Genomic DNA, 22780 nt, shown 5'->3' with positions numbered 1-22780 from the left:
AAAACTCCAGACGCAATTTCGTTCAATACAAAAAGCTGCCCCATCGCAATACTGCCCACCAGATCAACTTGGGTGGAGGCAGCATATGCAAGCGGTGTGGGGTTCTATGGCGATGTTCGCCTTGGCCGGGGCCATTTCCCCGGGGCCGGTGAATGTGATTGCGTCGGCGCTGGGCGCGGCGCAGGGCTTTGTGCGCGCCTTGCCCCATGTGCTGGGCGCCACGCTCAGCTATTGCGCGGTGGTCTGGCTGATGGGCAGCAGCTTGCAAATGCTGTTGCTGGCCTATCCGCAGATTACACAGGTCACGCAGTATGCGGGTGCCACCTACCTGCTGTACTTGGCCGTTCGCATTGCGCGGGCGCAGCCCGATGCACCGGGTGCGGAGTCGCCCGCGGCAAGCTCGCTCAGGGCCTGGTCGCGCGGTCTGCTGCAAGGCGTGCTGACCCAGTCGCTGAATCCCAAGGCCTGGCTCGTGGCCCTGTCCGGTGTCAGCCTGTTTGTGCCCCGGGGGGCGGATGGTACGGCGCGTCTGCTGGCGTTCTGTGCCATTTCCGGTGTCGTGTGCTTTGTGTCGGTAGCGGCCTGGGCGGCACTGGGGCGGGTCATCCGCCGTTGGCTGGCCCACGCACCCTACCAAAGGCTGTTCAACCGCGTGCTGGCCGCGCTGCTGGTGTTCACGGTCTACAGCATGCTGGCCTAGCGGGGCACAGTTATGCCCGCATTTGGGATTAGCATGCCGGGCATGCCAAAGCCCTTCAGCGCTCACCACTTTGTCCGCGACCCCCGGTGGCCGCATCTGGAGCTGCGCACGGCCAGCGGTTCGCGCGATTGCTACCAGACCCATACCCATGATGAGTATTCGTTTGGCGCCATCGACGCGGGGCAGGCCATCTACAGCCATGGCGAGCACAGCACAGCGCTAAGACCCGGTATGGCGGTGATGATGGAGCCGGGCCTGGCCCACGCCTGCAATCCCGATGCCAGCCAGGCCTGGTCTTACCGCATGCTCTTTGTGGATGCGCAATGGGTGCACCAGAGCTTTCTGCCGGTGGAGGCCGCACAGCAGCACAAGCCGCACCTGAAACTGGCCCAGCACGCCACCGACGCGCCCGCGGTCTACCGGGCGCTGAGCCGCATTGCGGATGCGGTGGCCGACGGCCATGGAGGGGACGCACTGGAGGTGGACGAGTGGCTGCTCACCTTCATCGCCCAGCATGCATTGGTGCCAAAGGGGGACGCGGCAGCACCCGGCGCGGACGACCAGGCGCTATACGCGGTGCGCGACCTCATCTGCGCGCAGATGGAAAGCAATCTATCGTTGGAGCAACTGGCTCAGACCAGCGGCTGGAGCGGTTACCAACTGATTCGCAAATTCAAGCAAGCCTTCGGGCAAACACCCCATGCCTTCCAGATCGACCAGCGCCTGAACCGGGCCAAGAAGCTGCTCAAGCAGGGCGCCGGTTTGGCGGAAGTGGCACTGCAGTTAGGCTTTGCCGACCAGGCGCATTTCCAGCGTCATTTCAAAAAGCGGCACGCGACCACGCCCAAGAACTACCTGGGCGGTGCTATGGCGGAGGCGGGGGCGCCAAGTGCTCCAGGTCGATAACGGTTGTCGGCTGGCCCGACGCCAGCGAATCCGGCCTGAACTTGTAGAGCATCCCCTTGTTAGCGAACAGCAACTGCCCCACGCAGTCCCAACAGGCCCATTCCGCCGTGTCGGGAATCAACGCCGGAAACTCCACTAGCCAGAACCTGAACTGCATGGTTCCGTTCTGGTAGCCGGTGTACTCCATGCGCAAGGCCGGGTGGGCGGGGGTTGGCTGGTTCGACCATGCATCGGCCACAGCCCCTGTGCGCTGCCACCCGTCACGGGCCAGGCGCCGGTACAGCACACCGTCGTCGCCCAGTTCGTCTTCATACTCACCCAAATCCCACCCCGGCGGCAGTGTGTCTTCGACCTTTTTACGTCGGCCCTTTGCATAGGTGAACCAGCCGTTCAGGCACAACTCGGATGCAGACGCCCAATACCCACCACCCCGGTAGGTGCCGTCCGCCGGAACTTCGACTACCGGCGTCAGCAAGGGTGGCCGCACAATGCGGTTGAAGGTGTTGGAGCCCGGGTCCATCGCCAGGAAGACCAGCCAGTTGCCGTCGAACGACACGTCCGCCCGCTTGGGGTAGAGCGTGCCTGCGTACCAGCTGCCGTGCTCCAGCGCATCGGTCTGCGTATTCCAGCGCAGCACATGGAACCAATCGGTGGGCTTGCGCCGCAAGATGATGGTGTAGGGCGCGGCCTTGGCGGGCAGAAGGTGGAGTCTGGCGGGCGGTGGTTTCTTCATGGGTATTGATGAGGGTAGACACTGCTACATTATTAGTAGCGCAATGTGACCAATTCACGAGGGCTATAGGCCGGTTTTACTAAGAATTCCGTTTGAAACACCCTAAAAACCCCATATTGGGTATAAATTGGCCTACTTCACCTGTTGGATGCCGCCAGCGTTAGCGCTGCGTACCGTTTGCATCCGACACCCGGGCGAAGAACGCCCACATCACATCGTTGGCCGAGATGGCTTGCGATGCAGGTTCGTCACCCCGCGCCTTGTATCCGCCGGGCCAGGAGTGGCCACCGGTCTCGGTGACGCAGAGTTGCACTTCGGCCTGGCCCTGGCAGGGGGCATAGCGCTCGCAGTAGGCGCCAGCTACCGTGAGGATGCGCTGCGCCTGGGGTTTGCTGCAGCCGTTGCGTTGCACCCAGCGTGCCACCGTAGCAGGGACAGATGTGAAGTCGGTCACCTGGGATGGATCGCCAAACTTGCGGCCGGCGCCGCCGTTGTAGAGCACGCGGTCGTCGTTCTGGGCGTGGATGTGCAGGATGGAGATGGGCACCTTGGGCGTGCATTGCACCGTGTTGTCGGTGCCGGCAACGGCGGCGATGGCGGCAAAGGTGTCTGGCATCTCGCAGGCCAGGCGGTAGGCCATCATGGCGCCATTGGACATGCCGGTGGCATAGACGCGCCGGCGGTCAATGTGCAACGGGCCGTCCAGATTGCGCAGGATCTGGCGCACAAGGCCCACATCGTCCACCTGGCGGTCGCGCGCATCACCGCAGCAATTGCCGGCATTCCAGGTGGCGAACTTGCCCGAAGGCAGCTTGCTGAAGCCGTTGGGAAAGACGGCAATGAAGCCTGCAGACTCGGACTTGGCGATCAGCCCGTAGTGCTGGTCCGAAGCCTGGTGGTCCATGTCGCCACCACCACCATGAAATGCCATCAGCAGCGGCGTAGCGTTGGCCGCGTTGTAGCTGCGCGGCACATGCACGCGGTACTTGCGCGGCAAACCGTCGTGCACCAGCGAGAAGTTGTAGTCGCCGGGCTGGTCTATCGTGGCGGTGGTATCGGGCGTTGCGGTTTGCGCGGCTGATTTCGCTTGCTGCCTGGCCTGCCAGCGCTCCTTGATGCGTTCTCGCAGCGTGGTGTTGGCGCCTGTGGCCTGGGCCATTGCGTCGTGTTGCGGCAGCAGCATTCCGCAGGCAGACAACACCAGCCATGCGAGCCTGGGTGCCAGGATTGTCCTCCGTGGAGAACGCGCTTTGCTCACCGCACCCGATCCTTGGGGATGGCGTAGGTGCCCACCACATGGGCCACAACCTCGTCGCTACCCTCGGAGTACAGCGACACTTCGCCCACGGCCAAAGACTTGCCCACCTTCATAAGCTTGCAGACGCCAATGACGGCACGGTCACCCGCAGGCTTGCGCAGGAAGTTGATGCTCAGGTTGGTGGTCACGGCCAAGGGCACGATGCCGATCTCACCGAGGATGGCCACATACAGCGCTACATCGGCCACAGCCATCATCACCGGGCCGGATACCGTGCCGCCAGGTCGCAATTCGGCGGCCCCCACTGGGTGCCGTATGGTGGCCCCCATGTCGCCAACGGCTTCGATGGTGCATTTGGTTTGCGGGAATTCCTGGATGAGAAAGGCGGAGAGTTCGGAAGCGGTTGGCATGTGTTTGTGATTCTGAGGATGCTTGAATAGAACGCGGAACGGGAGTCACTTCGCCATCGCACGCACGATGGCTGTCGCGGTGGCCGAGGCGATTAGTTCACCGCCCTGGTACAACTCACCCGCCAAAAAGCACACGTCGCGACCGCGGCGCACAACGCGGCCCTTGCCGGTGAGGGGGCCTACGTTGGCGGGCTTATGGAAGGAGATGTTGAGGTTCAGCGTGGGCGCGAACTCGCCTTGCTTCAGCGTGGCGGCCAGGGCGGGGCCCATGGTGTCGTCCAGCATGGCAGCCAGAAAACCGCCTTGGATGTTGCCGGCCGGATTGGTGAACTCGGGCTTGCCTTGCAGCTCGACTTCAATGGTGCCGGCCTCGGCGTCGATGTGTTGGAAGACGATGCCCAAGGTCTCGGCGGCCTTGGGGGCCGGTAGTTCGCCGGCCACGATTTTCCAGAAGAATGCCTGTTTGTCCATAGGGGTAGTGCTGTTCAAAGACCGATGTGCATCTTAGGACTTGGGTGCCGGATCCCAGTGCTCGGCAATCTTGCCGGCCTCGACGCGGAACATGTCGAACCACGTGGTCGTGTACTTCTTGGATGCGTCCTTGGGGTCGATGGCTTCGCGTACGAAGCTCAGTATGACCAAGTCCCCTTCCGCGGCGATGGCCACCAGCGGTGCCTTGACCTTGGACTCGATGGGTTTGGGCTTGACCCATTTGGAGAAGGCATCGACGAAGCCCGCGCGGCCGGTGGCCACATTGGGGTTGTGTTGGATGTAGCCCTCGGCCAGGTACTTGTCCGCCAGCTCCATGTGGCCGCCTTCGAAGACCTCGCGCCAGAAATCGTAGACCAAGCGCTTGTTGGCTGCTAAACGGGTGTCTGCAGCGGCCAATAGCTGCTCGTGGTTGGCTTGTGGAACAACGGTTACCTGCGCCACGGCGGCGGTCGACAAACTGAAAGCTAGAGCAAGGCCCGCATAGACGAACAAGGGTTTCATACAACTCCTGGGTGGTGGAATAGACAAGGTACCAACCACCAATGGTAGCGGCCCGGATCAGGGGTTGTCCTTGCCGCCATCGCTATAGCCATCGCCTTCGTCCGGCTTGAAGACCAGCAGGTCGCCGGGCTGGCATTGCAGGTATTCGCAAATGGCCTGCAAGGTGTCAAAGCGCACGCCCTTGACCTTGCCCTGTTTGAGCAGGGACAGATTGGCTTCCGTGATGCCGATGTACTCGGCCAGGTCTTTGGATTTGGCCTTGCGTTCGGCCAGTATGACGTCGAGTTTGACAATGATGGGCACGGCGCGGGATGGTCTGTTCTGTTCGGTCTAGATGATTTGGGCATTGTCTTCGGCGATCTCTACCGCGCGCGTCATGGCATGGCCCATCTGCCACACGATGCCGGAGAACAACAGCATCAGCAATTGCTGCGACCCCAGGTTGATGCTCAGCACTTGCCCACCTTCAGGCGAGCCCGCGGTCAGCAGCAAGATAGCGAGGGTGGGCACGACCACGCCGGCAATGCTGGACACCAGCAGGCCTGCCGCAAAGCCGCGTAAATGCCGCACCGTGGCCAGACTGAATATTTCATCGCGTGCAAAACCCTTGAAACACTGGTGCGCACGCCAAAGTGCATAGGCCACACCGCCGACTGGCAGCAGGCTGATGCAGACGGCCAGCGCATGCTGCCAAGTACCAACAATGGCCAAGCTGTTCGGCTGCGTACCCGGGGGTAAGCGTGCCCCCATCTGGACCAGCATGTCTACTGGCGGGGTCTGCAACACGAGTGTGATTGTGGCCGCGGGCAATAACACGGCCAAGGCCAGACAGGCCCAGGCCAAGACCCGACTCAGGTCCTGCTGCCTACCCCTGGCGGCGGTGTTCTGCAATATGTTCATGGCGTGCTCCCCAAAACTAAATACTAGAAAAGGCTTTACAAAATTATCGTAAAACAATAATAATTTACTATATTACATTCATTTTATCGGGAGTTTGCACATGGAGAAGCTTGCTTGGGGCACACATGTTTGGGTTCACGGAGGCCGTGCGGTATCCGCTGCTTTCGCGGTGTTTACTGGACTGGCGACACTGGCCGGTTGCGCCGATACGCACTGGGAGCGGGCCTTCTACCAGGGGGCGCGCTATGGCAACGAGCAGTGCCAGCTCAAACGCCGACCCACCGATGCGCCCTGCGCCGAACTGCTGGACTATGACCGCTACACGCAGGAGCGTGTCAAGGCGCAGAACGCGTCGCCACCCGCCGCTGCGCATGCAGCAGACAGCATTGAAGAGATACAGCGGTGAGGGCCCGATTCTGGTCCTTTGCCGCATGGCTGCTCGCGCTGGCGTCTGCGGGCTGCGGTGGTGGTAGCGGCAATGGCGACGCAGCCACCCATGTGGCCGTGGGCGCTATCGGTCCGTCATGCCAGGCCGCCATGCCATTTGTAGGGCAGGCGCCGCATGCTGCTCTGCCTGCCCATGCCTTCCCGGTCGCTGCAAGCGATGCCGCGAATGTGGACGCTCCGATGCCACACGCGCTTGACCTTTTGCTGGGCCAGCAGCTTCGCGACGTTCTGCGCAAGACCGGCGCACCGGCGATAACGGCGTCCATCGTGGCGCCCGGCTTGGGGCGTTGGAGTAGCGCGCAAGGCTGGGCGCAGACTGCGCCCGCACAGGCCGTTGCAGGGGATACGGAGTTCTATTGGGGCAGTGTCGCCAAGACGCTGACCGCGGTGCTGGTCTTGCAGTTGGTGGAAGAGGGGCGGTTGCGACTGGATGACCCCTTGTCGCGTTGGTTTCCGCAGATACCGCAGGCGCAGCGCATCCGCATTGCGCATTTGCTGTCCCACACTAGCGGCCTGCCAAGCAATGCGAACAGCATGACGGGTTTGGGTGCAGAGACACCTGCCCAGCAATTGGTGCTGCTGTCCACAACGCCGCTGCTGTTTTGCCCTGGCACCCAGGTCAGTTACTCCAATGCCGGCTATCTGTTGCTGGGCCTGGTGGTGGAGGCCATGGAGCAGCAACCTTTATACAGGTCAGTCGAGCGCCGCATCGCAGCCCCTTGGGCTTGCAGCACCTGCGCATGCTGCGCCCGGGTGAGAATGCGCCCGCGGCCCTGGCCACACCGCATGCAGGCCAAGTGCCCCAAGCGGATCCCGCCGCGTGGACGCGCCTGGGTGCGGGCAATGTGGTCGCGCGGGCTGAAGACATGGCGGTGTTCTGGCAAGCGGTGTTGTCGGGGCGTCTGCTGGCTCCCGGCACCGTGCGATCGCAATGGGCGGTACTGCATGCGCTGGCGCCCCAGGCTGTGGAAACCCAGCAAGGTATGCAATGGTTTGGTATGGGGGTGATGTTGACGGAGTGGACCGACGACTCAGGGCGCTCACGCACCTGGCTGGGCCACTTTGGCGGCATACCCACGGCCAACGCGGCGCTGGCCTACGACCCTACGGCGGGCGCCTATGTGGCGGTTGCAGTGAACAGCGCAGTGTCTTCGGCGGCAGTGGCCAATGCCCTGTTGAAAGTCGTGCTGGACTGGGGTGCACCGCGTTGACAGTTGCTACGTAAAAAAACCCCCACCGCGTGAGCGATGGGGGTAAACCTATTGAGAACCCAACTGACTAATTAAAACTTGTAATTCAAACCAAACAAGTAAGTGGTTCCGAACTTCATGTACTCCAACGGATGGTCCGGTGCATCGGCGTAGGTGCTGTATGGCGAATCGGTCAGGTTGTTGACCTGCAACACCAGGCCCAGGCCCTTCATCCTGCCTTCGTTGAAGGTGTAGCCCACTTGGAAGTCGACAACCTTCTCACCATTGACCCAGCGCAGGCTGCGGTCACCAGCGAAGTTGCCGATTTCACCAATGAACTCCGAACGGTTGCGCTGGCTGATACGGGTGGACCATCCGCCCTTTTCGTAGTACAGCGTGATGTTGGACACATTCTTGGACAGGCCGGGCAGCGGTGTGTCGGTACCCACGGTGGAGCTGTTGAAGCCGTTGGTGGGCACGCGGATGGCGCTGTCGTTGTACGACATACTGGCCGAGATACCGAAGCCGTCCAGTGCCGGTGTCAGCATGTTCAAGGGCAGAGAAGCCGACAACTCAAAGCCGCGCATGGTGCCGCCGTTGCCGTTGTACGGTGCGGTGTACTGGCCCACGTTGGTGATGGCGATGCTGCCCGGTGGGATGAAGGGTGAGAAGTCCATCGTACGGCTCTCCTCGTAGATGTAGGTCTTCAGCTCCTTGTAGTAGGCGGCAGCCGCGAAGTAGGCCTTGTTGCCGACATACTTCTCGTAGGAGATGTCAAAGGCATTGGCGCGCCAGGGGTCCAGATTTGCATTGCCGCCGCTGGCAGAAGGACGGCGTGTGGTCTGGTCGATGTTGAATTCGAACGAAGAGCGCAGTTGGTCAATGCGCGCACGGGCGATCTGCTGGGCGGCCGCCAAACGCACGGTCTGACCGTCGGACAGACCCAATGCCAGGTTCATACTGGGCAACGCGTCGGTATAGGTCTTGCCGTTTGTGTATGGGATGACCGCACCGCCCTTGGCGTTGTCCACGTAGGCGGACGACGAGGACTGGTCGGTGTTGATGACCTGCACGCCCACATTGCCGCGCACGCCCACCGAGCCCCACTGGGTGTCGATGTCGGCCTTGACGAAGGAGGTGGTGACCTTTTCCTTCACGTCCCAGGCACGGCTGATGGCGCCGGGGTTGATCTCGGAGGGGTTGAACGGCTGGAAGTACTTGGCCACTACGCCCGGCACATTGAATGACGGGATGGTGCCCGTTCCCGAGAAGCCCAGATCGACGGGCGAGTACAACAGGTCGTTGGAGATATTGGGTGCGCCAATGGCTTCCAGCGGGCCTTCCGGCTGGCGCTTGCGCTTGGTGCGGTCCGATAGGTTCAGACCGAAGTCCACGCCGCTGAAGAAGTCACCGGCAATGGGCAGGGTGCCGACCAGCTTGTAGCCCTTCAACTCGTCTTCCACTTGGGGTTTGCGGCCGTAGCCTTGGCCATAGATGGAGTTACCGGTGAACAGCTTGGTGGGGTCGCTGTAGTTCAGGCCGCCCTTGATCGTGGGGAAGCCGCCATTGGCCCAGTTCACGGTCAGTGTGTCCAACGACGCGCCATTGGGTGTGGATGCCAATTGCGTGTTGATTTCGTTGTACAGCTCGGTGCGCTTGGCCTTGGAGTAGTTGATGTCCGCCAGCAGCGACCAGCCGTCAAACTTGAACTTGTTGTTCCAGCCGTAGGCGTTGATCGTGTCTTCGCGGCTGTTGTACTGGCCGCGCACCAGCGGGTAGACATTTATAGCCTGCGCGCCACCGAGCACGCCATTGCTGATGACGGGGTTGGCGTAAGTGAATGGGATGTAGGGGTTGGTGCCGTTGTAACCGCTCAAGTTGACTTCGAACTGGTTGTTGGTGTCCACCTGCTTGAAGCTGGAGGCGTATGCATCCAGCACGCTGGTCCAACTCTTGGAGGGTTTGAACTCCAGCACGCCCATGAAGCCGTCGCGCTTCATGTTGCCGCTCTTGGCCAGGGATTTGATACCGTCTTGCAGGTAGGTGCCAGCGGGCACGCCGGGGCGGGTGTCCTTCTTCCAGGGCTCGTAAATACCGGTCTGGTTTTCCAGGATGGGGGAGTCCAGGTGCGCAAAGCCCAGTGCCAGGCCCACGGTGCGGTCGGCAAACTGGTCGATGTAGCTGACGCTGAAGCGGTTGCCGGTGGCCTTGGTGTCGGCAATGGAGCCGATGGAGCGGTTCTCGCCACGCAGGTTGACCGATACGGTGCGTTCTTTGAAGTTCAGCGGGCGCACAGTCTGCATGTCCAGCGTGCCGGACAAGCCCTGGCCGACCAGGCCGGCATCGGGCGTCTTGTAGATGGTGACGCCGCTCAGCAGCTCGGAGGGGTACTGGTCGAATTCGGCGCTGCGGTTGTCGCCGGTGCTGACCATCTCGCGGCCATTCAGCAGCGTGGTCGCAAAGTCGGGGGACAGACCGCGCACGCTGATGGCTTGGGCGCGGCCGGCCACACGTTGGGCGGCCAGGCCGGGCATGCGGGCGATGGACTCGGCGATGCTGACGTCGGGCAGCTTGCCGATGTCCTCGGCCGAGATGGCTTCCACGATGGAGGTGGAGTTCTTCTTGACCGAGATCGCGTCTTCGATACCTTTGCGGATACCGACTACGGTCACCGTGTTCAGGTCGGATGCGGGCGCGGCTGACTGCGCGAAGGCCGCAGACGAGGTCACGATGAGCACGGCACAGCCGGCTGCCACGGGGGCTAGTTTGAAGAGGGAGCTGCGCGAGGGGGTGGTCCTCGTGGAGCGCTGAACGGTTGAACTCATTTTGATATTTCTCCTGGTCTCGGGGCGGGCTATTCGTCTTTTGTGCGGGGGAGCGCAAAAAACATGTAAATGGGACGGCGTTTTCCCTACTCACAGCTCAGTTTGTATCAAAACTAGATATTTCTAAACATAGGGGTTAGTACCAGTTTTGCTGCTGAGATGATCGTTTGGCCACAAAATCAGGGTAATTTTGCGAAATTGCAACAAAATTTAGCTGAAAAATTGTGCAACAACCTTCTTTGCTCCAGAAGTTGAAATCAAAACTGTAGTCAAGCTACATTTAATGTGGTCTGTGCCATGGTGAGTGTTGGCTTGGAGGCCGGTTTTGACGATGGCTGCTGTGGACTTGCTGCGTTTTTGACAGAAGTGAGTGAATAAATTTGTTGTTTTGATAAATTGCACATTCACTGCAGAACTGGATTTTGTTGATTTATTTATAAAAATCAACGTTTTCCCTAGCGTAGTCGTTTGTGGTCTGCTGTAAACTATTTGTCGTTTAACTACATTTCGGTGTTGCACGTGCAATACAAGGGAGTAATGGGATGAATCAGGGTTATCCGAGGTTGTTGGGAGACATTGGCGGGACGAATGCCCGCTGGGCGTGGCAGGCTGAGGCCGGTGCCGAGCTGCAAGACATCTCCGTACAGCCTTGCGAAGACAGCGGCTCCATCCAGGAGTCCGCGGCCAATTACCTGCAGGCCCATGGCCACAAGAACCCGCGTTGGGCGGGCATCGGTATTGCCACCGTCATCACCGGGGACGATGTGCGCCTGACCAATAGCAGCTGGCGCTTCTCTATATCCGCATTCCAAACAGCCATGGGGCTGGAGCGCTGCCTGGTTGTCAACGATTTCACGGCTCTGGCCATGAGCCTGCCGGCCCTGAAGCCCACCGACCTGCGCGCCCTGGGCGGCGGCCAAGCGGTGGCGGGGTCCACCATCGGCCTGCTGGGGCCTGGCACCGGCCTCGGCGTGTCCGGCCTGGTGCCCGATGCGACGGGCCGTTACAGCGCCTTGGCGGGCGAGGGGGGCCATGTCACGTTATCGGCCAATGACGATGTGGAGTCTGCATTGCTGGGCTTGCTGCGCAAGCAGTTTGAGCATGTCAGCGCCGAGCGTGTGCTGTCCGGCTCGGGCCTGGTCAATGTCTACCAGGCCATCTGCGCCATGGAGGGGCGCACGGCCAAGGCGCTGGAGCCTGCCGACGTGACCGACGCGGCCGTGGCCGGCACCGACGCGCAGTGCGTGCAGGCCGTGCATTACTTCACCCGTTTTTTGGGTAATGTGGCCGGCAACCTGGCGCTGACGCTGGGTTCGCTGGGCGGTGTCTATATTGGCGGCGGCATTGTGCCGCGCCTGGGCTCGGCCTTCGATGCTGCCGTGTTCCGCAGCAGCTTTGAGAACAAGGGCCGCTACCGCAAGCTGCTGTCCACGCTGCCGGTCTGGGTCATCACCGCGTCCACACCGGCGCTGGTGGGGGCCAGTTGCGCGTTGGACACCCTGTCTTGATGCCATGGGGGGAGGCCAAGAATGCGGCCTCTCTTCCGTTAAGCTTCCACCCCTGACCGACGAATAATTGACAGAGGGAAGCTCACATGTCCGAACCGCGTTTTGACCACCCGCGCCTGATCGCCGATATCGGTGGTACCTACGCCCGGTTCGCGCTGGAGGTGGCGCCCCATGTGTTCGAGCAAAGTGAATCCCTGCGTTGCCAGGACTTTGCAGACTTCCATGCGGCGGTCACGGCGTATCTCTCCAAGCTGAAGGGCGTCAACGCTGGCGACATCAAGCACGCGGCCGTGGCCATTGCCAATCCGGTATCGGGCGACCAGGTCCGCATGACCAATTACCACTGGCAGTTCTCGATCGAGCAGATGCGCGAGCGCCTGCATTTCGACAACCTGGTGGTCGTCAACGACTTTACGGCGCTGGCCATGGCGCTGCCCAGTTTGACGCCGCAACAGCGCCGCCAGTTCGGTGGCGGTGCTGCCGTGCCGCGCAGCGTCGTGGGGCTGATCGGTGCCGGAACGGGTCTGGGGGTTTCGGGCCTGATCCCGGCGGATGATGGCTGGATCGCGCTGGGCACTGAAGGCGGCCACACCAGTTTCTCGCCGCACGACGAACGCGAGATCGCCATCCTGCAATACGCCTGGCGCACCTACGACCACGTGTCGTTTGAACGCTTGTTGTCCGGCACCGGCATCGAGCTGATCTTCAAGGCGCTGACCGACCGTGCGGGGCAGCCCCAGCGCACGCTGGACGCACCCGAGATCACCCGCCTGGCTTTGGAGGGCAGCGATGCCATCTGCAAGGAAACGATTGATGTTTTCTGCGCGATATTAGGCACCGCGGCGGCGAATCTGGCGGTCAGCCAGGGCGCTTTTGGCGGCATCTATATCGGCGGCGGCATCGTGCCGCGTCTGGGGTTGTATTTCGACCAGTCGCCATTCCGCCAGCGTTTTGAGGACAAGGGGCGCTTTACCGACTACATGAAGGGCATCCCCACCTTCGTTATCACGGCCACAGATGCCACGCTGGTGGGTGCTTCGGTCATTTTGGCCTCGCAGTTGCGCGGCTTGGATGGGGCCGACGGCTCGGCCATCTTGGGCCAGATCCGCCGCGCATTGACCAGCCTGTCGCCCGCCGAGCAGCGTGTGGCCCAGCATGTGCTGGCACAGCCGCGTTCGGTGCTGAACGACCCGATTGCAACCATTGCCCGCTCGGCCGATGTCAGTCAGCCCACGGTGATCCGCTTCTGCCGTTCGCTGGGCTGCGAGGGGCTGTCGGATTTCAAGCTGCGCCTGGCCTCGGGCCTGACCGGCACCATACCTATCACCCACACCCAGGTTACGGGCAGTGACTCCATGCTGGAGTTGGGCGCCAAGGTGCTGGGCAACACGGCATCGGCCATTTTGCAGGCGCGCGACCACCTGAACCGCGACAGCATGGACCGCGCCATGCGCATGATTGCAGACTCTCGCCGGCTGGAAATCTATGCCGTGGGCCACTATGGGGCAGTCGCCAACGATGCCCAGTTCAAGTTCCTGCGCGTGGGAGTGTCCGCCGTGGCCTACACCGACCCGCGCTTGCAGACCTTGTCGGCCAGCCTGCTGCGATCCGACGACGTGGTGCTGATCATCAGCAGCAGCGGCCGCATCGCCGAACTGCTGGCCGTGGCCGAAACCGCACTGGAGCGCGGCGCCAAAGTGATTGCCATCACCGAAAGCCAGTCGCCGCTGGCCCGCAAGGCCGACCTGGCGCTGATCGTCGACCACGTGGAAGACATCGCCACCCAGGTGCCCATGATCAGCCGCATCCTGCACCTCTTGATGGTGGACATCCTGGTGGTGGGCGTCACGCTGCACCGCGGCGCCAGCGTGCCGGCCTTGGGTAGCGACGCCACGGTGGGGTTGGACGAGGTGCCGCCCGGCGGGCAGGCGGTACAGGGCGCCCGGCGCAAGGGGCCGGGTGTCAGCGCCGCGGGGCCGCTGGCGCACTTGACGTCGCACAGCCGCTGAAAACCCTAAATTGGGGTTAATCGCCTATCCTGTGAGGCGAATGGTGGCTATCTTGACCAGTAGCCCTCGCCAAATATACGTAAAGTGCTACTAATTTTATAGCAATTGGTTGGTTTTTTAGTTTGGGTCCCGACGGCTGGAACGCCGATCAGGAGTTGTCGCCAAACTCATGCCGGTCAGCCGCGGCGAACAGGTCGCTGGCGAAGCCGGGGTCGCTGGCCGCGACGGAGCTGGCGAATACGCGCAGGGCTTGGGCGGCTTCCTGGGCGGTGGGTTCGTGCTGTTCCCGGGTGAAGCGGGTGGCCAGTGCGGCCCATAGCGCCTTGCCCAGGTTCAGGGCTGCAGTGCCGAGTTCTTGCAGGGCAAATCCTACGGTAGCGGATTCGGGCGAGGCCATGGTTGAGGTCGTCAACGTAGCGGTGGTCATAACAGGTCCTTTTTGTGAAAGTTGTGATGTTGCTGTGCAGTATAGGGTAAACCCTAGGTGTTCGTATATTGAACTCTGTATGACCGCTACATCGGTCCGGGTATTGGCCGGTTATCCTCTAGCCCCTTGTTGTGCGAGTGGGCGCGCCAACAGACCAAACAATCTCCATTCCATCTAACCCGACTACAGAAACACCCTTACCCATGAGCGCACTGGTCATCAAAGCCTGGAAAGCCGAAGGCAAACCCATCGACGAGAAGAACAACTACGTCAGCATCACGGGCCGTGAGAGCGGCCTTATTGCGTGGATATTGTCGCTGCTGGGCGTAGACCCCACGACCACGATCCGCGTGGGCATGGACCGGGTGGAGTTTTCCAGTTCGTCGCTGGCGGGTACGCAGTCGCGGCTGATCCCCCTGCAAAGCATCTGCTCCACCTACTACGGCTACCACAAGCCCTGGAAGGCGGCGGTCGGCATCGTGGCGTTTTTTCTGTTCTTTGGCACATCGATGATGTCGGCCGCCATGCAAGACGGCGCCCACGGCAGCGGCGCTTCGATCCTGCTAGGTTGCGGCGCGGCGGGCTTGGTCGTTGCGCTGATCTATTACTTTTTGAACCGCACCTTGACACTGGGCTTTGTTGAAACCAGCGGTTTCGTCAGTGGGATCAAATTCAAGCGCTCGGTGATTGAAAATATCGACGTCAACGAAACCCAGGCCAAGACGGTGTGCACCGTCGTGCAACGCCTGATAGAAGCTAAGGAACGGCGCGCGCTGCAGCCGCTCAAGGCCTAGCGCAGTTGCTTTGCAGATGGCGCATGTGCTGCTGCATCCGCTCATCCCTGATTGCGACCGTTCAACCCAAACCAGTGGAAGGCATAGGCCACGAAAAATACGATTCCCGCATCAACCAACCAATCAACAAACCAAGGAGTGACTATGTTGAGTGTGAAGCGGGTTTTGAAACCATTGGTGTCGGGTCTTATGATGGTGATTGCGCTGTCGGCGGGTGTGGCCGCCGAGGCAGCGCAGCCCACGGCGTTCTCGGTGCAGGTGTCGGGCAAGGGCAAACCCATGATCCTGATCCCCGGCCTGGCCTCGTCGGGCGCGGTGTGGGACTCCACCGTGGCGCACTTCGCATCCCATTACCAATGCTATGTGCTGCAGCTGGCCGGCTTTGCCGGAGCGCCGGCCGTGCGGGCGCCCTTGCTGGAAACGGTGGAGAAGGAGCTGGCCGCGTATATCGATGAGCAGCACTTGGACCACCCCGCCATCGTGGGGCATAGCCTGGGTGGCTTTCTGGCGTTGAAGCTGGGCATCGATTTCCCGGACAAGGTAGGCCCGCTGGTCATCGTCGATTCACTGCCCGCACTGGGTGCGGCGCAAATGCCCGATGTCACGCCCGAGCAGTTGAAGGACATGGCCCGACGCACGCGCGAAGGCATGTTGGCTGGCGACGCCAGCGCGCAAGAGGCGAATCGCCGTACCGTTGTCAGCGGCATGGTCACGGCCCCGCAAGACGTGGACCGTGTCGTCGCCTGGGGCACGCAGTCGGATCGCGCGGTGGTGGCCGATGCGATGTACGACATCATTGCCACCGACCTGCGCCGCAGCGTGGCACGCATCAAGGCGCCCACGCTGGTGCTGGGCTCGTGGGTGGCCTACAAGGCTTATGCGCCCAAGGCCGCATTTGAAGCCAACTACAAGGCCCAGTACGCCAAATTGCCAGGCGTGCAGGTGGCCATGTCCGACATTGGGCGACACTTCATCATGTACGACGATCCACAATGGATGTTTGCCCGCATGGATGAATTCTTGAAGTGACTGTGACGAACGAAAAAATGCGCTCTGGCGCAACCGCGGTGCCTGCCACTTCGCGCGCCACACCCTGGTATTGGCTGTGCCAAGTGTTGGGCTGGGGTCTGGTGGCCCTGCTCAATGTCAGCTTTTCGCTGGCCAATGCGCCCGAGATCCGCAACCCCTTCATCTTGATCTCGCTATGGGGTGGTATCAGCGGTGTGGTGCTGTCCCATGGCTGGCGCCGCCACCTGCACCGCCATGCGGTCTTTGCCCCCGGCCGTGCGCTGCCCTTGGGGCGGCTGGCCTTGGGTCTGCTGGTGTTGACGGCTCTGCAGGTCACGTCGGTAGCCTGCGCCTTCATGCTATGGCCGGCGCACACGGGCCTGGGTAATTTGGCATGGCTGCCACCGGCGGCTGCCTTCTGGCTATTCATGTTTGTGTGCTGGACCGTGTTCTACGGCGCGGTGATGGCCGCACGCCGTGCCAAACGGGCCGAGATCGAGCAACTGCAGTTGCAGATCCAGGTCAAGGACGCCGAGCTGCGCGCCCTGCAGGCCCAGGTCAACCCTCACTTTTTCTTCAACAGCCTCAACAGCATACGGGCGCTGATGTACCAGGACGTGCCCGCGGCCGCACAGGTAGTGGACCGTCTGGCGGAGATGATGCGCTACAACCTGCAGATGGGTCAGGTCGACACGGTGCCGCTGGCCCGCGAGCTGGATGCTGTGCGCAGCTACCTGGCGGTGGAGAAGGTGCGCTTTGAAGACCGCATGGTGGTCATGGAGCAGATCGACGACACACTGGGCGGCATGGCCGTGCCGGCCTTGTCCATCCAGACGCTGGTGGAAAACGCCGTCAAGTACGGCGTGGAAATGCGGGCCCAGGGTTGCGAGATCCGTATTTCCGCGCAGCGCGAAGGCAGCGGCCGGGTACGTATCGCGGTGGCCAACCAGGGTGTGTTGAAGACCTCCGGCAACTCCACGCAGCTTGGCCTGAACAACACCGCCAAACGATTGGCTCTGCTGTTTGACGGCAAGGCCAGCCTGGACATCCAACAAGACCACGATTGGGTGGTTGCAAGCCTGTCTTTACCTGAGGAAAACCGATGAAAGCCATCATCGTCGACGACGAGCGCCTGGCCCGCATGGAAATGCGCCGCTTGCTGGCCGCCCATGCCGACCTAGAGATCGTGGGCGAGGCCGCCGACGTGGCATCCGCCAAAGCCATGATTGAAGACCTGAGCCCGGACCTAGTGTTCCTGGACATCCAGATGCCCGACGGCACCGGCTTCGATGTGCTGGGCCAGTTGGCCGACGCGCCCGAAGTCATCTTCACCACTGCGTTTGACAGCTACGCCATGCAGGCCTTTGAAGCCAATGCGCTGGACTACCTGCTCAAACCCATAGAGCCCAACCGCCTGGCATTGGCCCTGCAAAAGATCAAGGCCGCGCCCAGTAGTGCCAAGGAGCGACCGGTGCAGCGCGACAGCAAGATATTCATCAAGGATGGCGAGCGCTGCTGGTTTGTGAAGCTGGAGACCATCACACTGCTGGAGTCCGAGGGCAACTACACCCGCGTGTATTTCGACGGCAACCGGCCGCTGTTGCTGCGCTCGCTGAACCAACTAGAGCAGCGCCTGGACCCGGCCCTGTTCTTCCGCGCCAGCCGCCGCCACATCGTCAACCTCGACGCCGTGGCCAACGTCACGCCGTCCAGCACCGGCGCGCTCACGCTGCAGCTGGGCGATGGTGCACGCATCGAAATGTCACGCCGCCGCGCCGTGGATTTCAAGCAGTTGATGCATCTGTAGCGAGCGCATTGGCAGGCCGCACACCAGCAGGTAGACTGCGGCCATGCCTGCTGCTGCCAAAGACACCACGTCTCCTGCCGACAAGCGCCGCTCTCCGGGGCGCAGGCGCAGCGATAGGGAGCAGGGCGCATCGTCGGATCGCAATGGTCGGGGCTACGCGGGCGTGACCTTCCGAGTTCGGCGCCTGGAACCCCTGCTGGCCTGGGTGCTGGCGGGCTTCACGCTGTGGCTCAATATTGTGTCCAATGCCTCGGGCATGGCGTTTTGGCTGGTTGCGTTTTGCGCGGCCTGCATGGGCAGCTGGAGCCGCGTGTACCCGGCACGCCAGCAGGCCGTGATGTTCGTGCGCGCCGCCTTGCTGGTGGCTGGCGCGCTGCTGTTGCAGGTGTCTGCCGGGGCGGGTGCTGCCGTCGGTCCCTATGCCTTGCTGCCGGTGGTGACGGCGGTCTTCTATGCCTTTTTGTTGTCCACGGCCTGGGCTACGGTGCTGATGCTGTGGGTGCTGGTGTGCTTTGGCCTGTCGTGCTGGCTGACCCTGAGCACGGTGCCGTGGCAGGCGTTGTTGGCCTACACGGGCTTTCTGGTGCTGGTCTTGCCGCTGGCCATGGAGTTCGGCCGCACGCTGCGCCAGTCGGACGAAAGCACCGAGTCCACGCTGCGCGATGAGCGCACACAGCTGTACAACGAGGCCGGCTTCTTTGTGCATGGTGCAGTGCTGATGGCCGAGTGTCGCCAGCGCCAGCGGCCGTTTTGCATGGTGCTGCTCAATGGTGCCGATTTGCTGGATGTGCCCGGGCTGCTGGGCCGCAAGGTCGCCAACGATTTGTTTGCGCAAGTGGTGCGTGGCTTGGCCGGCGTGTCGGGTGAGGGCATTGCCGCGCGCACCGAGTCGGTCGAATTCGGATTGCTGTTGCCCGGTGTGACGGCCGACCGCGCGGCGGCCATGCTCAAGCAGCAGTTGGGGGACCCGCCCAAGGTGGAGGTCCAAGTGCACAGCAAAGACCAGCCGGATGCAAAGCCCATCGCCATCGTGCTGGATATGGCCATTGCCCAGGCCACCGACAAATTTCAAAGCATTGAAGAGCTGTACGACGAGCTGCATGCCAGTTGGGTGGTCAGCAACAAGGAAACTGGCAAGGCCCTGGTGGCCAAGGTGCCAGTCCTCGGGCCGGATGACGATAGGCGCGCAGGGCCGCGGCGCGCCACCAGCCCCACGGTGCCCATGCCTTTGCGCGCAGGCGCCAGGCCGTGGGATAAATGAGCCTAGAAAAAAAGCAGGTGGGATACCTAGGATATGACGAAGAAATATTGGTTGATGAAATCCGAACCCGGCGAAGTCTCCGTGGACGATGCGCTGGCCGCCCCCAAGGCCACCGTACCCTGGACCGGCGTGCGCAATTACCAGGCGCGCAACTTCATGCGCGATGGCATGCAGATCGGCGATGGGGTGCTGTTCTACCACTCCAGTTGCGCCGAACCCGGCATTGTCGGCATTGCCCGCGTGGCATCGGGTGCCTATACCGATCCCACACAGTTTGACCCGAAGTCGCCTTATTGCGATCCAGCTTCCAAGCCCGAGGCGCCGCGCTGGCTGCTGGTGGATGTGCAGGTGGTGCAAAAGACGCGCAACCTGACCTTGCCCGAACTGCGCGCCGATGCTGCGCTGCAAGACCTGCTGGTGTTGAAGAAGGGCAATCGCCTGTCCATCACCCCGGTGGAGCCGGCGCATTGGACGCACATTCTGCAGCGCCTGGGCACGTCAGCGCTCTAGGTAGCGCAGCAGCATCTGCTGCAGCTCGTGGGCTGCCTGGGCACGTATGGTCTTGGGTGGCGGGTTGATGACCAACAGGTGTGTGAAATGCTCCAGGCTTTGCACCACGAAGTAGGCCATCAGCACCGGATCAGCATCCCGCACCTGCGGGTGGGCGGCCAGGAAGGTCGCCAACTCGGCGCTGTAGTGGGCCTCCAGTTGGCGGACTTTGAGCTGCATGTCGGCCGGTAGCAAGCCGTCTTCATGCAGCAGCCGATGCACCCCGGGGTTGTGGGTGTGCATGGCCACAAAACCCTCTACCAAGCGCTCCACCAAGTCCGCCAACGCGGCGTTGGGCACCTGTGCGGCCTGCAGCATGGAGGCCGCCAGCGCGGCCACGTCGGCCAGGTGCTGCTCGGCCAGTGACTGCAGGATGGCGTCCTTGTTCGGGAAGTACTGGTACAGCGATCCAATCGACACACCGGCCCGTTCGGCAATGCGGGCGGTGGTGCCGGCCGCGTAGCCATGCTGCTCGAAAACCTGAATAGCGGCCTGCAAAATGGCCTGCACCGTGTGCTGCGAGCGCTGCTGCACCGGCTGTTTCAGAGGCTTGGCCGAGGGTTTGCGCATGGGGTTGGAATGCGAATAGCCAATGTGAATAATTATTCACATACTACTGCAAACCAGTTCTTTCCTTTTCTCTGATCCCCGCAAGCCATGCAAGCCGCTATCCCAACCTTTGCTTTACCGCACTGGCACCGCTACCACTGCGCCACCACCCTGACCCATATGCAGGCCGTGGTGCAGGCGCACAACCTGCGTTCCACGGGTGTGGACCTGCACCTGGACGTCTACCCGCAGCCCAAGCCCGACGCGCCGGTGCTGGTCTTCAACCACGGGGGTGGCGGCCATGCCGGCCTGTTTGTGCCTTTGGCCCTGGCCTTCCATGCGGAGGGCTACACGGTGGTGGTGCCAGACCAGAAAGGGCAGGGCCGGTCCGGCGGCGCCATGGGCGACTTTACGGTGGCCGAGGCCGTGCAAAACATCGTGAATGTCTGCACCTGGGCGCGTGGGTGTTTCCTGGGCCCGTTGTTCATCGGTGGCAGCAGCATCGGTGGTGGCCTGACCTATGCCGCTGCGGCCGCGCTGGCACGAGCAGGCACGGCGCCCCAGGCCATCGTGTGCATCAACCTCTATGACTTTGGTGATCCGCGCACGGCGCTGGCTTTTACGCGCATGGCCTGGCTGGCCCATGTGCCAGGCCTGCCCACTCTGCTACGCCATAGCACCCGCATGCTGAGCCGCCTGCTGCCGCGCCTGCGCCTGCCGTACCGGCCCATGTCCAACTTCCGCGCCATGGTGGATGTGCGGGACCAGGCCAGCGGCTTCTATGAGCTGTGGCGGGCCGACCCGCTGACGCTGCGTACGGTGACGCTGCGCTACCTGGCCAGCATGCTGCACACGCCCGCAGCGATTGCGTTCGAACAGAACCGACTGGTGCCCGTGCTGGTCATCAACCCTGTGCGCGACCGCATGGTGCGGCCCGCGCTGACCCGTGCGTCATTCGAGCGCCTGGGCGGACCGCGGGCCTATGCCGAGGTCGACTATGGCCACTTCTCGCTACAGCCGGGCTTTACGGCCGAAGTCGTCAAACTGGCGCATGCCTGGTTTGGCGCAGAACGCCCTCCGTCGGATTGCTATTGATTGAATAGCTGCTCAAGCATATTCCACGGGGGCTAGCGGCATATTTTTCTTAAGGCCTTTCGGTCAAGAGAGGCCCAGAGACATCTACACCGTGCGGTTACGCGGCCGCAAGGCCAGGTACGTCAGCAGCCCCAGCACAATCCCCCAACAGGCCGAGCCCAAGCCCAGCAAGCTGACGTTGGACGCGGTCACGATGAAGGTCAGCAAGGCGGCTTCGCGTTCGCTGGGTTCGGCCATCGCGTTGACCAGGCCCCCCTGTATAGCGCCCAGCAGCGCCAGCCCGGCCACCATGGTCACCAGTGCCGGTGGCAGGTGGGAGAAGCTGTAGGTGATGGCGCCCGCAAAATTGCCAATCAGGATATAGAACACCCCGCAGGCCACGCCCGCCACCCAGCGCTTACCGGGCTGGTGGTGGGCCTCGGGGCCGGTGCAGATGGCGGCGGTGATGGCGGCCAGGTTGACACCATGCGCGCCAAAGGGCGCCAGCAGCAGGCTGGCCCAGCCCGTGCCCGACACCAGCTTGCTGGTGGGCGCCTCGAAGTTGGCGCCGCGCAGCACGGCAATGCCGGGCACCTGCTGGCCGGTCAGGCACAGCACAGCCAGCGGCAGACCCAGGCTGATGATGGCGTTGGCGGAGAACTCCGGCGTGGTCCACACTGGCTGGGTCAGTGCTAACAGGGTCGCTCCCTGCGCGCTGGCCTGCGTTGCGGTGGTGGTAGCCGCACCCCAGCCCAGGGCAAGCCACAGCGCCACGCCCAGCAGCAAGGTCAATGGGATCGCATAGCGCGCCGTGCGCTGCTTGAACACCAGGTAGCCGACGAACATGGTGCCCACCAGCCAGGGTGCGCCGCTGACCGTGCTGCGGGCCGCGGCAAAGGCATCCACGCCAAAGCGCATCAGGATGCCGGCCAGCATGGCGGCGCAGAGGCTCTTGGGAATCAGGGCCATCAGGCGCTCAAACACGCCTGTCACACCCACCAGCAGCATCACGGCGGCGGCCACCACAAACGCACCGATCGCCTGGCTGTAGGGCAGGGTGACCAGGCCAGTGACCAGCAATGCGGCGCCCGGCGTATTCCACGCGCAGATGACCGGGATCCTGTGCCGGAAGCTCATCACCGCGCTGCAAATGCCGGCGCCGATGGAGATGGACCAGACCCAGGATACCAACTGCGCATGCGTCAGATGCGCTGCCTGTGCGGCCTGCAAGACCAGCAGCAGCGGCCCTGCGTAGGAGATCAATACGGCGATCAGGCCGGCCACAACAGCAGGGAACAGGTCCAGCGCGGTGGCACTCAGACCCGTGCCGCCCGCATAGCCTGTGGTGCTCGGGGTCGGGCCAGTGGCCGGGACGGGAAAGGGATGGCGGGGTGTGGTGGGTGTCGTCATGCGGGGGATGGTGCCGCACAAC

Annotated in this window: 23 protein-coding genes and 1 pseudogene; 13 read left to right on the top strand and 11 right to left on the bottom strand. The window is 62.4% G+C overall.

Features of this window, described 5'->3' with window-relative positions:
• The first annotated feature begins 85 nt into the window (after nt 1–85).
• Both AC07OO_RS01465 and AC07OO_RS01460 read left to right on the top strand, forming a co-directional pair.
• Nucleotides 86–700 carry a LysE family translocator gene (locus tag AC07OO_RS01465; RefSeq protein WP_495080278.1) on the top strand — a complete coding sequence of 205 codons (615 nt, stop codon included), beginning with the start codon at nt 86–88 and terminating at the stop codon, nt 698–700.
• Between the two features lie 42 nt (nt 701–742).
• Nucleotides 743–1606, top strand: coding sequence for an AraC family transcriptional regulator (locus AC07OO_RS01460; RefSeq protein WP_495080277.1), 864 nt, complete (start codon nt 743–745; stop codon nt 1604–1606).
• Here AC07OO_RS01460 and AC07OO_RS01455 read toward each other — a convergent pair.
• From AC07OO_RS01455 to AC07OO_RS01425, 7 genes are all read right to left on the bottom strand, one after another.
• Nucleotides 1566–2339 (bottom strand): hypothetical protein, encoded by a 774-nt coding sequence (locus AC07OO_RS01455; RefSeq protein WP_495080276.1) that lies wholly within the window; start codon nt 2337–2339, stop codon nt 1566–1568. The genes AC07OO_RS01460 and AC07OO_RS01455 overlap by 41 nt on opposite strands.
• A 160-nt stretch (nt 2340–2499) precedes the next feature.
• A complete protein-coding gene (locus tag AC07OO_RS01450; protein WP_495080275.1) occupies nt 2500–3522 on the bottom strand; it encodes an extracellular catalytic domain type 1 short-chain-length polyhydroxyalkanoate depolymerase in 1023 nt (340 codons plus the stop codon).
• A 71-nt stretch (nt 3523–3593) separates the two neighbouring features.
• Nucleotides 3594–4007: a PaaI family thioesterase gene (locus AC07OO_RS01445; RefSeq protein WP_495080274.1), complete on the bottom strand. Its 414-nt coding sequence runs from the start codon at nt 4005–4007 to the stop codon at nt 3594–3596.
• Nucleotides 4008–4052: 45 nt separating this feature from the next.
• The gene (locus AC07OO_RS01440) at nt 4053–4478 is read right to left on the bottom strand and encodes a PaaI family thioesterase (protein ID WP_495080273.1); all 426 of its coding nucleotides are present in this window, start codon (nt 4476–4478) and stop codon (nt 4053–4055) included.
• 33 nt (nt 4479–4511) lie between these two features.
• On the bottom strand, nt 4512–5000 hold the full coding sequence (locus AC07OO_RS01435) for a nuclear transport factor 2 family protein (RefSeq protein ID WP_495080272.1): 489 nt from the start codon (nt 4998–5000) through the stop codon (nt 4512–4514).
• A gap of 57 nt (nt 5001–5057) precedes the next feature.
• Nucleotides 5058–5303: a helix-turn-helix domain-containing protein gene (locus AC07OO_RS01430; RefSeq protein ID WP_495080271.1), complete on the bottom strand. Its 246-nt coding sequence runs from the start codon at nt 5301–5303 to the stop codon at nt 5058–5060.
• A gap of 27 nt (nt 5304–5330) precedes the next feature.
• Nucleotides 5331–5900, bottom strand: coding sequence for a DUF2975 domain-containing protein (locus AC07OO_RS01425; RefSeq protein ID WP_495080270.1), 570 nt, complete (start codon nt 5898–5900; stop codon nt 5331–5333).
• 169 nt (nt 5901–6069) lie between these two features.
• On the opposite strand from AC07OO_RS01425, the gene AC07OO_RS01420 reads away from it, so the two are divergent.
• Both AC07OO_RS01420 and AC07OO_RS01415 read left to right on the top strand, forming a co-directional pair.
• On the top strand, nt 6070–6306 hold the full coding sequence (locus AC07OO_RS01420; RefSeq protein WP_495080269.1) for a hypothetical protein: 237 nt from the start codon (nt 6070–6072) through the stop codon (nt 6304–6306).
• A 131-nt stretch (nt 6307–6437) separates the two neighbouring features.
• Nucleotides 6438–7558, top strand: a pseudogene (locus tag AC07OO_RS01415) (serine hydrolase domain-containing protein).
• 71 nt (nt 7559–7629) lie between these two features.
• Here the strand turns inward: AC07OO_RS01415 and AC07OO_RS01410 are convergent.
• Entirely contained in the window at nt 7630–10362 is a 2733-nt protein-coding gene (locus AC07OO_RS01410) for a TonB-dependent receptor (protein ID WP_495080268.1), read from the bottom strand.
• A 542-nt stretch (nt 10363–10904) separates the two neighbouring features.
• On the opposite strand from AC07OO_RS01410, the gene glk reads away from it, so the two are divergent.
• Nucleotides 10905–11870, top strand: a complete 966-nt coding sequence (gene glk, locus AC07OO_RS01405) for a glucokinase (protein ID WP_495080267.1) — start codon at nt 10905–10907, stop codon at nt 11868–11870.
• Between the two features lie 86 nt (nt 11871–11956).
• Nucleotides 11957–13879, top strand: coding sequence for a glucokinase (locus AC07OO_RS01400; protein WP_495080266.1), 1923 nt, complete (start codon nt 11957–11959; stop codon nt 13877–13879).
• A 148-nt stretch (nt 13880–14027) separates the two neighbouring features.
• Here AC07OO_RS01400 and AC07OO_RS01395 read toward each other — a convergent pair whose 3' ends face one another.
• On the bottom strand, nt 14028–14306 hold the full coding sequence (locus AC07OO_RS01395; RefSeq protein WP_495080265.1) for a hypothetical protein: 279 nt from the start codon (nt 14304–14306) through the stop codon (nt 14028–14030).
• A 203-nt stretch (nt 14307–14509) separates the two neighbouring features.
• On the opposite strand from AC07OO_RS01395, the gene AC07OO_RS01390 reads away from it, so the two are divergent.
• The 6 genes from AC07OO_RS01390 to AC07OO_RS01365 all read left to right on the top strand — a co-directional run bounded on the left by AC07OO_RS01390 (nt 14510) and on the right by AC07OO_RS01365 (nt 19686).
• The gene (locus AC07OO_RS01390; RefSeq protein WP_495080264.1) at nt 14510–15100 is read left to right on the top strand and encodes a hypothetical protein; all 591 of its coding nucleotides are present in this window, start codon (nt 14510–14512) and stop codon (nt 15098–15100) included.
• 144 nt (nt 15101–15244) lie between these two features.
• Entirely contained in the window at nt 15245–16129 is an 885-nt protein-coding gene (locus tag AC07OO_RS01385; RefSeq protein WP_495080263.1) for an alpha/beta fold hydrolase, read from the top strand.
• Between the two features lie 2 nt (nt 16130–16131).
• Nucleotides 16132–17214 carry a sensor histidine kinase gene (locus tag AC07OO_RS01380; protein ID WP_495080262.1) on the top strand — a complete coding sequence of 361 codons (1083 nt, stop codon included), beginning with the start codon at nt 16132–16134 and terminating at the stop codon, nt 17212–17214.
• Complete coding sequence (locus AC07OO_RS01375; protein ID WP_495080261.1) at nt 17211–17915, top strand: LytR/AlgR family response regulator transcription factor; 705 nt, start codon at nt 17211–17213, stop codon at nt 17913–17915. Before AC07OO_RS01380 ends, AC07OO_RS01375 begins: the two co-directional genes overlap by 4 nt.
• A 43-nt stretch (nt 17916–17958) precedes the next feature.
• Nucleotides 17959–19176 (top strand): GGDEF domain-containing protein, encoded by a 1218-nt coding sequence (locus AC07OO_RS01370; protein ID WP_495080260.1) that lies wholly within the window; start codon nt 17959–17961, stop codon nt 19174–19176.
• 54 nt (nt 19177–19230) lie between these two features.
• Complete coding sequence (locus tag AC07OO_RS01365; RefSeq protein ID WP_495080259.1) at nt 19231–19686, top strand: EVE domain-containing protein; 456 nt, start codon at nt 19231–19233, stop codon at nt 19684–19686.
• Here AC07OO_RS01365 and AC07OO_RS01360 read toward each other — a convergent pair.
• Nucleotides 19675–20295: a TetR/AcrR family transcriptional regulator gene (locus AC07OO_RS01360; RefSeq protein ID WP_495080258.1), complete on the bottom strand. Its 621-nt coding sequence runs from the start codon at nt 20293–20295 to the stop codon at nt 19675–19677. The genes AC07OO_RS01365 and AC07OO_RS01360 overlap by 12 nt on opposite strands.
• A gap of 87 nt (nt 20296–20382) precedes the next feature.
• Between AC07OO_RS01360 and AC07OO_RS01355 the strand changes: the two genes are divergently transcribed.
• Nucleotides 20383–21369: an alpha/beta hydrolase gene (locus AC07OO_RS01355; RefSeq protein ID WP_495080257.1), complete on the top strand. Its 987-nt coding sequence runs from the start codon at nt 20383–20385 to the stop codon at nt 21367–21369.
• Between the two features lie 84 nt (nt 21370–21453).
• Here AC07OO_RS01355 and AC07OO_RS01350 read toward each other — a convergent pair whose 3' ends face one another.
• Nucleotides 21454–22758 carry a benzoate/H(+) symporter BenE family transporter gene (locus tag AC07OO_RS01350; protein WP_495080256.1) on the bottom strand — a complete coding sequence of 435 codons (1305 nt, stop codon included), beginning with the start codon at nt 22756–22758 and terminating at the stop codon, nt 21454–21456.
• Nucleotides 22759–22780 lie beyond the last annotated feature (22 nt).

It is taken from the genome of Rhodoferax sp. GW821-FHT07G04, assembly GCF_059418585.1.
The sequence above is the reverse complement of the archived record's forward strand: the minus strand, read 5'-3'. Positions and strand labels throughout refer to the sequence as shown.

Bases quoted from the DNA above. Each gene is read 5' to 3' on its own strand.
- AC07OO_RS01445 (WP_495080274.1), bottom strand. From the start codon at position 4,007: ATGCCAACCGCTTCCGAACTCTCCGCCTTTCTCATCCAGGAATTCCCG.
- AC07OO_RS01450 (WP_495080275.1), bottom strand. From the start codon at position 3,522: ATGCTGCTGCCGCAACACGACGCAATGGCCCAGGCCACAGGCGCCAAC.
- AC07OO_RS01355 (WP_495080257.1), top strand. From the start codon at position 20,383: ATGCAAGCCGCTATCCCAACCTTTGCTTTACCGCACTGGCACCGCTAC.
- AC07OO_RS01370 (WP_495080260.1), top strand. From the start codon at position 17,959: ATGCCTGCTGCTGCCAAAGACACCACGTCTCCTGCCGACAAGCGCCGC.
- AC07OO_RS01375 (WP_495080261.1), top strand. From the start codon at position 17,211: ATGAAAGCCATCATCGTCGACGACGAGCGCCTGGCCCGCATGGAAATG.
- AC07OO_RS01395 (WP_495080265.1), bottom strand. From the start codon at position 14,306: ATGACCACCGCTACGTTGACGACCTCAACCATGGCCTCGCCCGAATCC.
- AC07OO_RS01440 (WP_495080273.1), bottom strand. From the start codon at position 4,478: ATGGACAAACAGGCATTCTTCTGGAAAATCGTGGCCGGCGAACTACCG.
- AC07OO_RS01435 (WP_495080272.1), bottom strand. From the start codon at position 5,000: ATGAAACCCTTGTTCGTCTATGCGGGCCTTGCTCTAGCTTTCAGTTTG.
- AC07OO_RS01425 (WP_495080270.1), bottom strand. From the start codon at position 5,900: ATGAACATATTGCAGAACACCGCCGCCAGGGGTAGGCAGCAGGACCTG.
- AC07OO_RS01410 (WP_495080268.1), bottom strand. From the start codon at position 10,362: ATGAGTTCAACCGTTCAGCGCTCCACGAGGACCACCCCCTCGCGCAGC.
- AC07OO_RS01465 (WP_495080278.1), top strand. From the start codon at position 86: ATGCAAGCGGTGTGGGGTTCTATGGCGATGTTCGCCTTGGCCGGGGCC.
- glk (WP_495080267.1), top strand. From the start codon at position 10,905: ATGAATCAGGGTTATCCGAGGTTGTTGGGAGACATTGGCGGGACGAAT.
- AC07OO_RS01360 (WP_495080258.1), bottom strand. From the start codon at position 20,295: ATGCGCAAACCCTCGGCCAAGCCTCTGAAACAGCCGGTGCAGCAGCGC.
- AC07OO_RS01385 (WP_495080263.1), top strand. From the start codon at position 15,245: ATGTTGAGTGTGAAGCGGGTTTTGAAACCATTGGTGTCGGGTCTTATG.
- AC07OO_RS01460 (WP_495080277.1), top strand. From the start codon at position 743: ATGCCAAAGCCCTTCAGCGCTCACCACTTTGTCCGCGACCCCCGGTGG.
- AC07OO_RS01455 (WP_495080276.1), bottom strand. From the start codon at position 2,339: ATGAAGAAACCACCGCCCGCCAGACTCCACCTTCTGCCCGCCAAGGCC.
- AC07OO_RS01400 (WP_495080266.1), top strand. From the start codon at position 11,957: ATGTCCGAACCGCGTTTTGACCACCCGCGCCTGATCGCCGATATCGGT.
- AC07OO_RS01390 (WP_495080264.1), top strand. From the start codon at position 14,510: ATGAGCGCACTGGTCATCAAAGCCTGGAAAGCCGAAGGCAAACCCATC.
- AC07OO_RS01365 (WP_495080259.1), top strand. From the start codon at position 19,231: ATGAAATCCGAACCCGGCGAAGTCTCCGTGGACGATGCGCTGGCCGCC.
- AC07OO_RS01350 (WP_495080256.1), bottom strand. From the start codon at position 22,758: ATGACGACACCCACCACACCCCGCCATCCCTTTCCCGTCCCGGCCACT.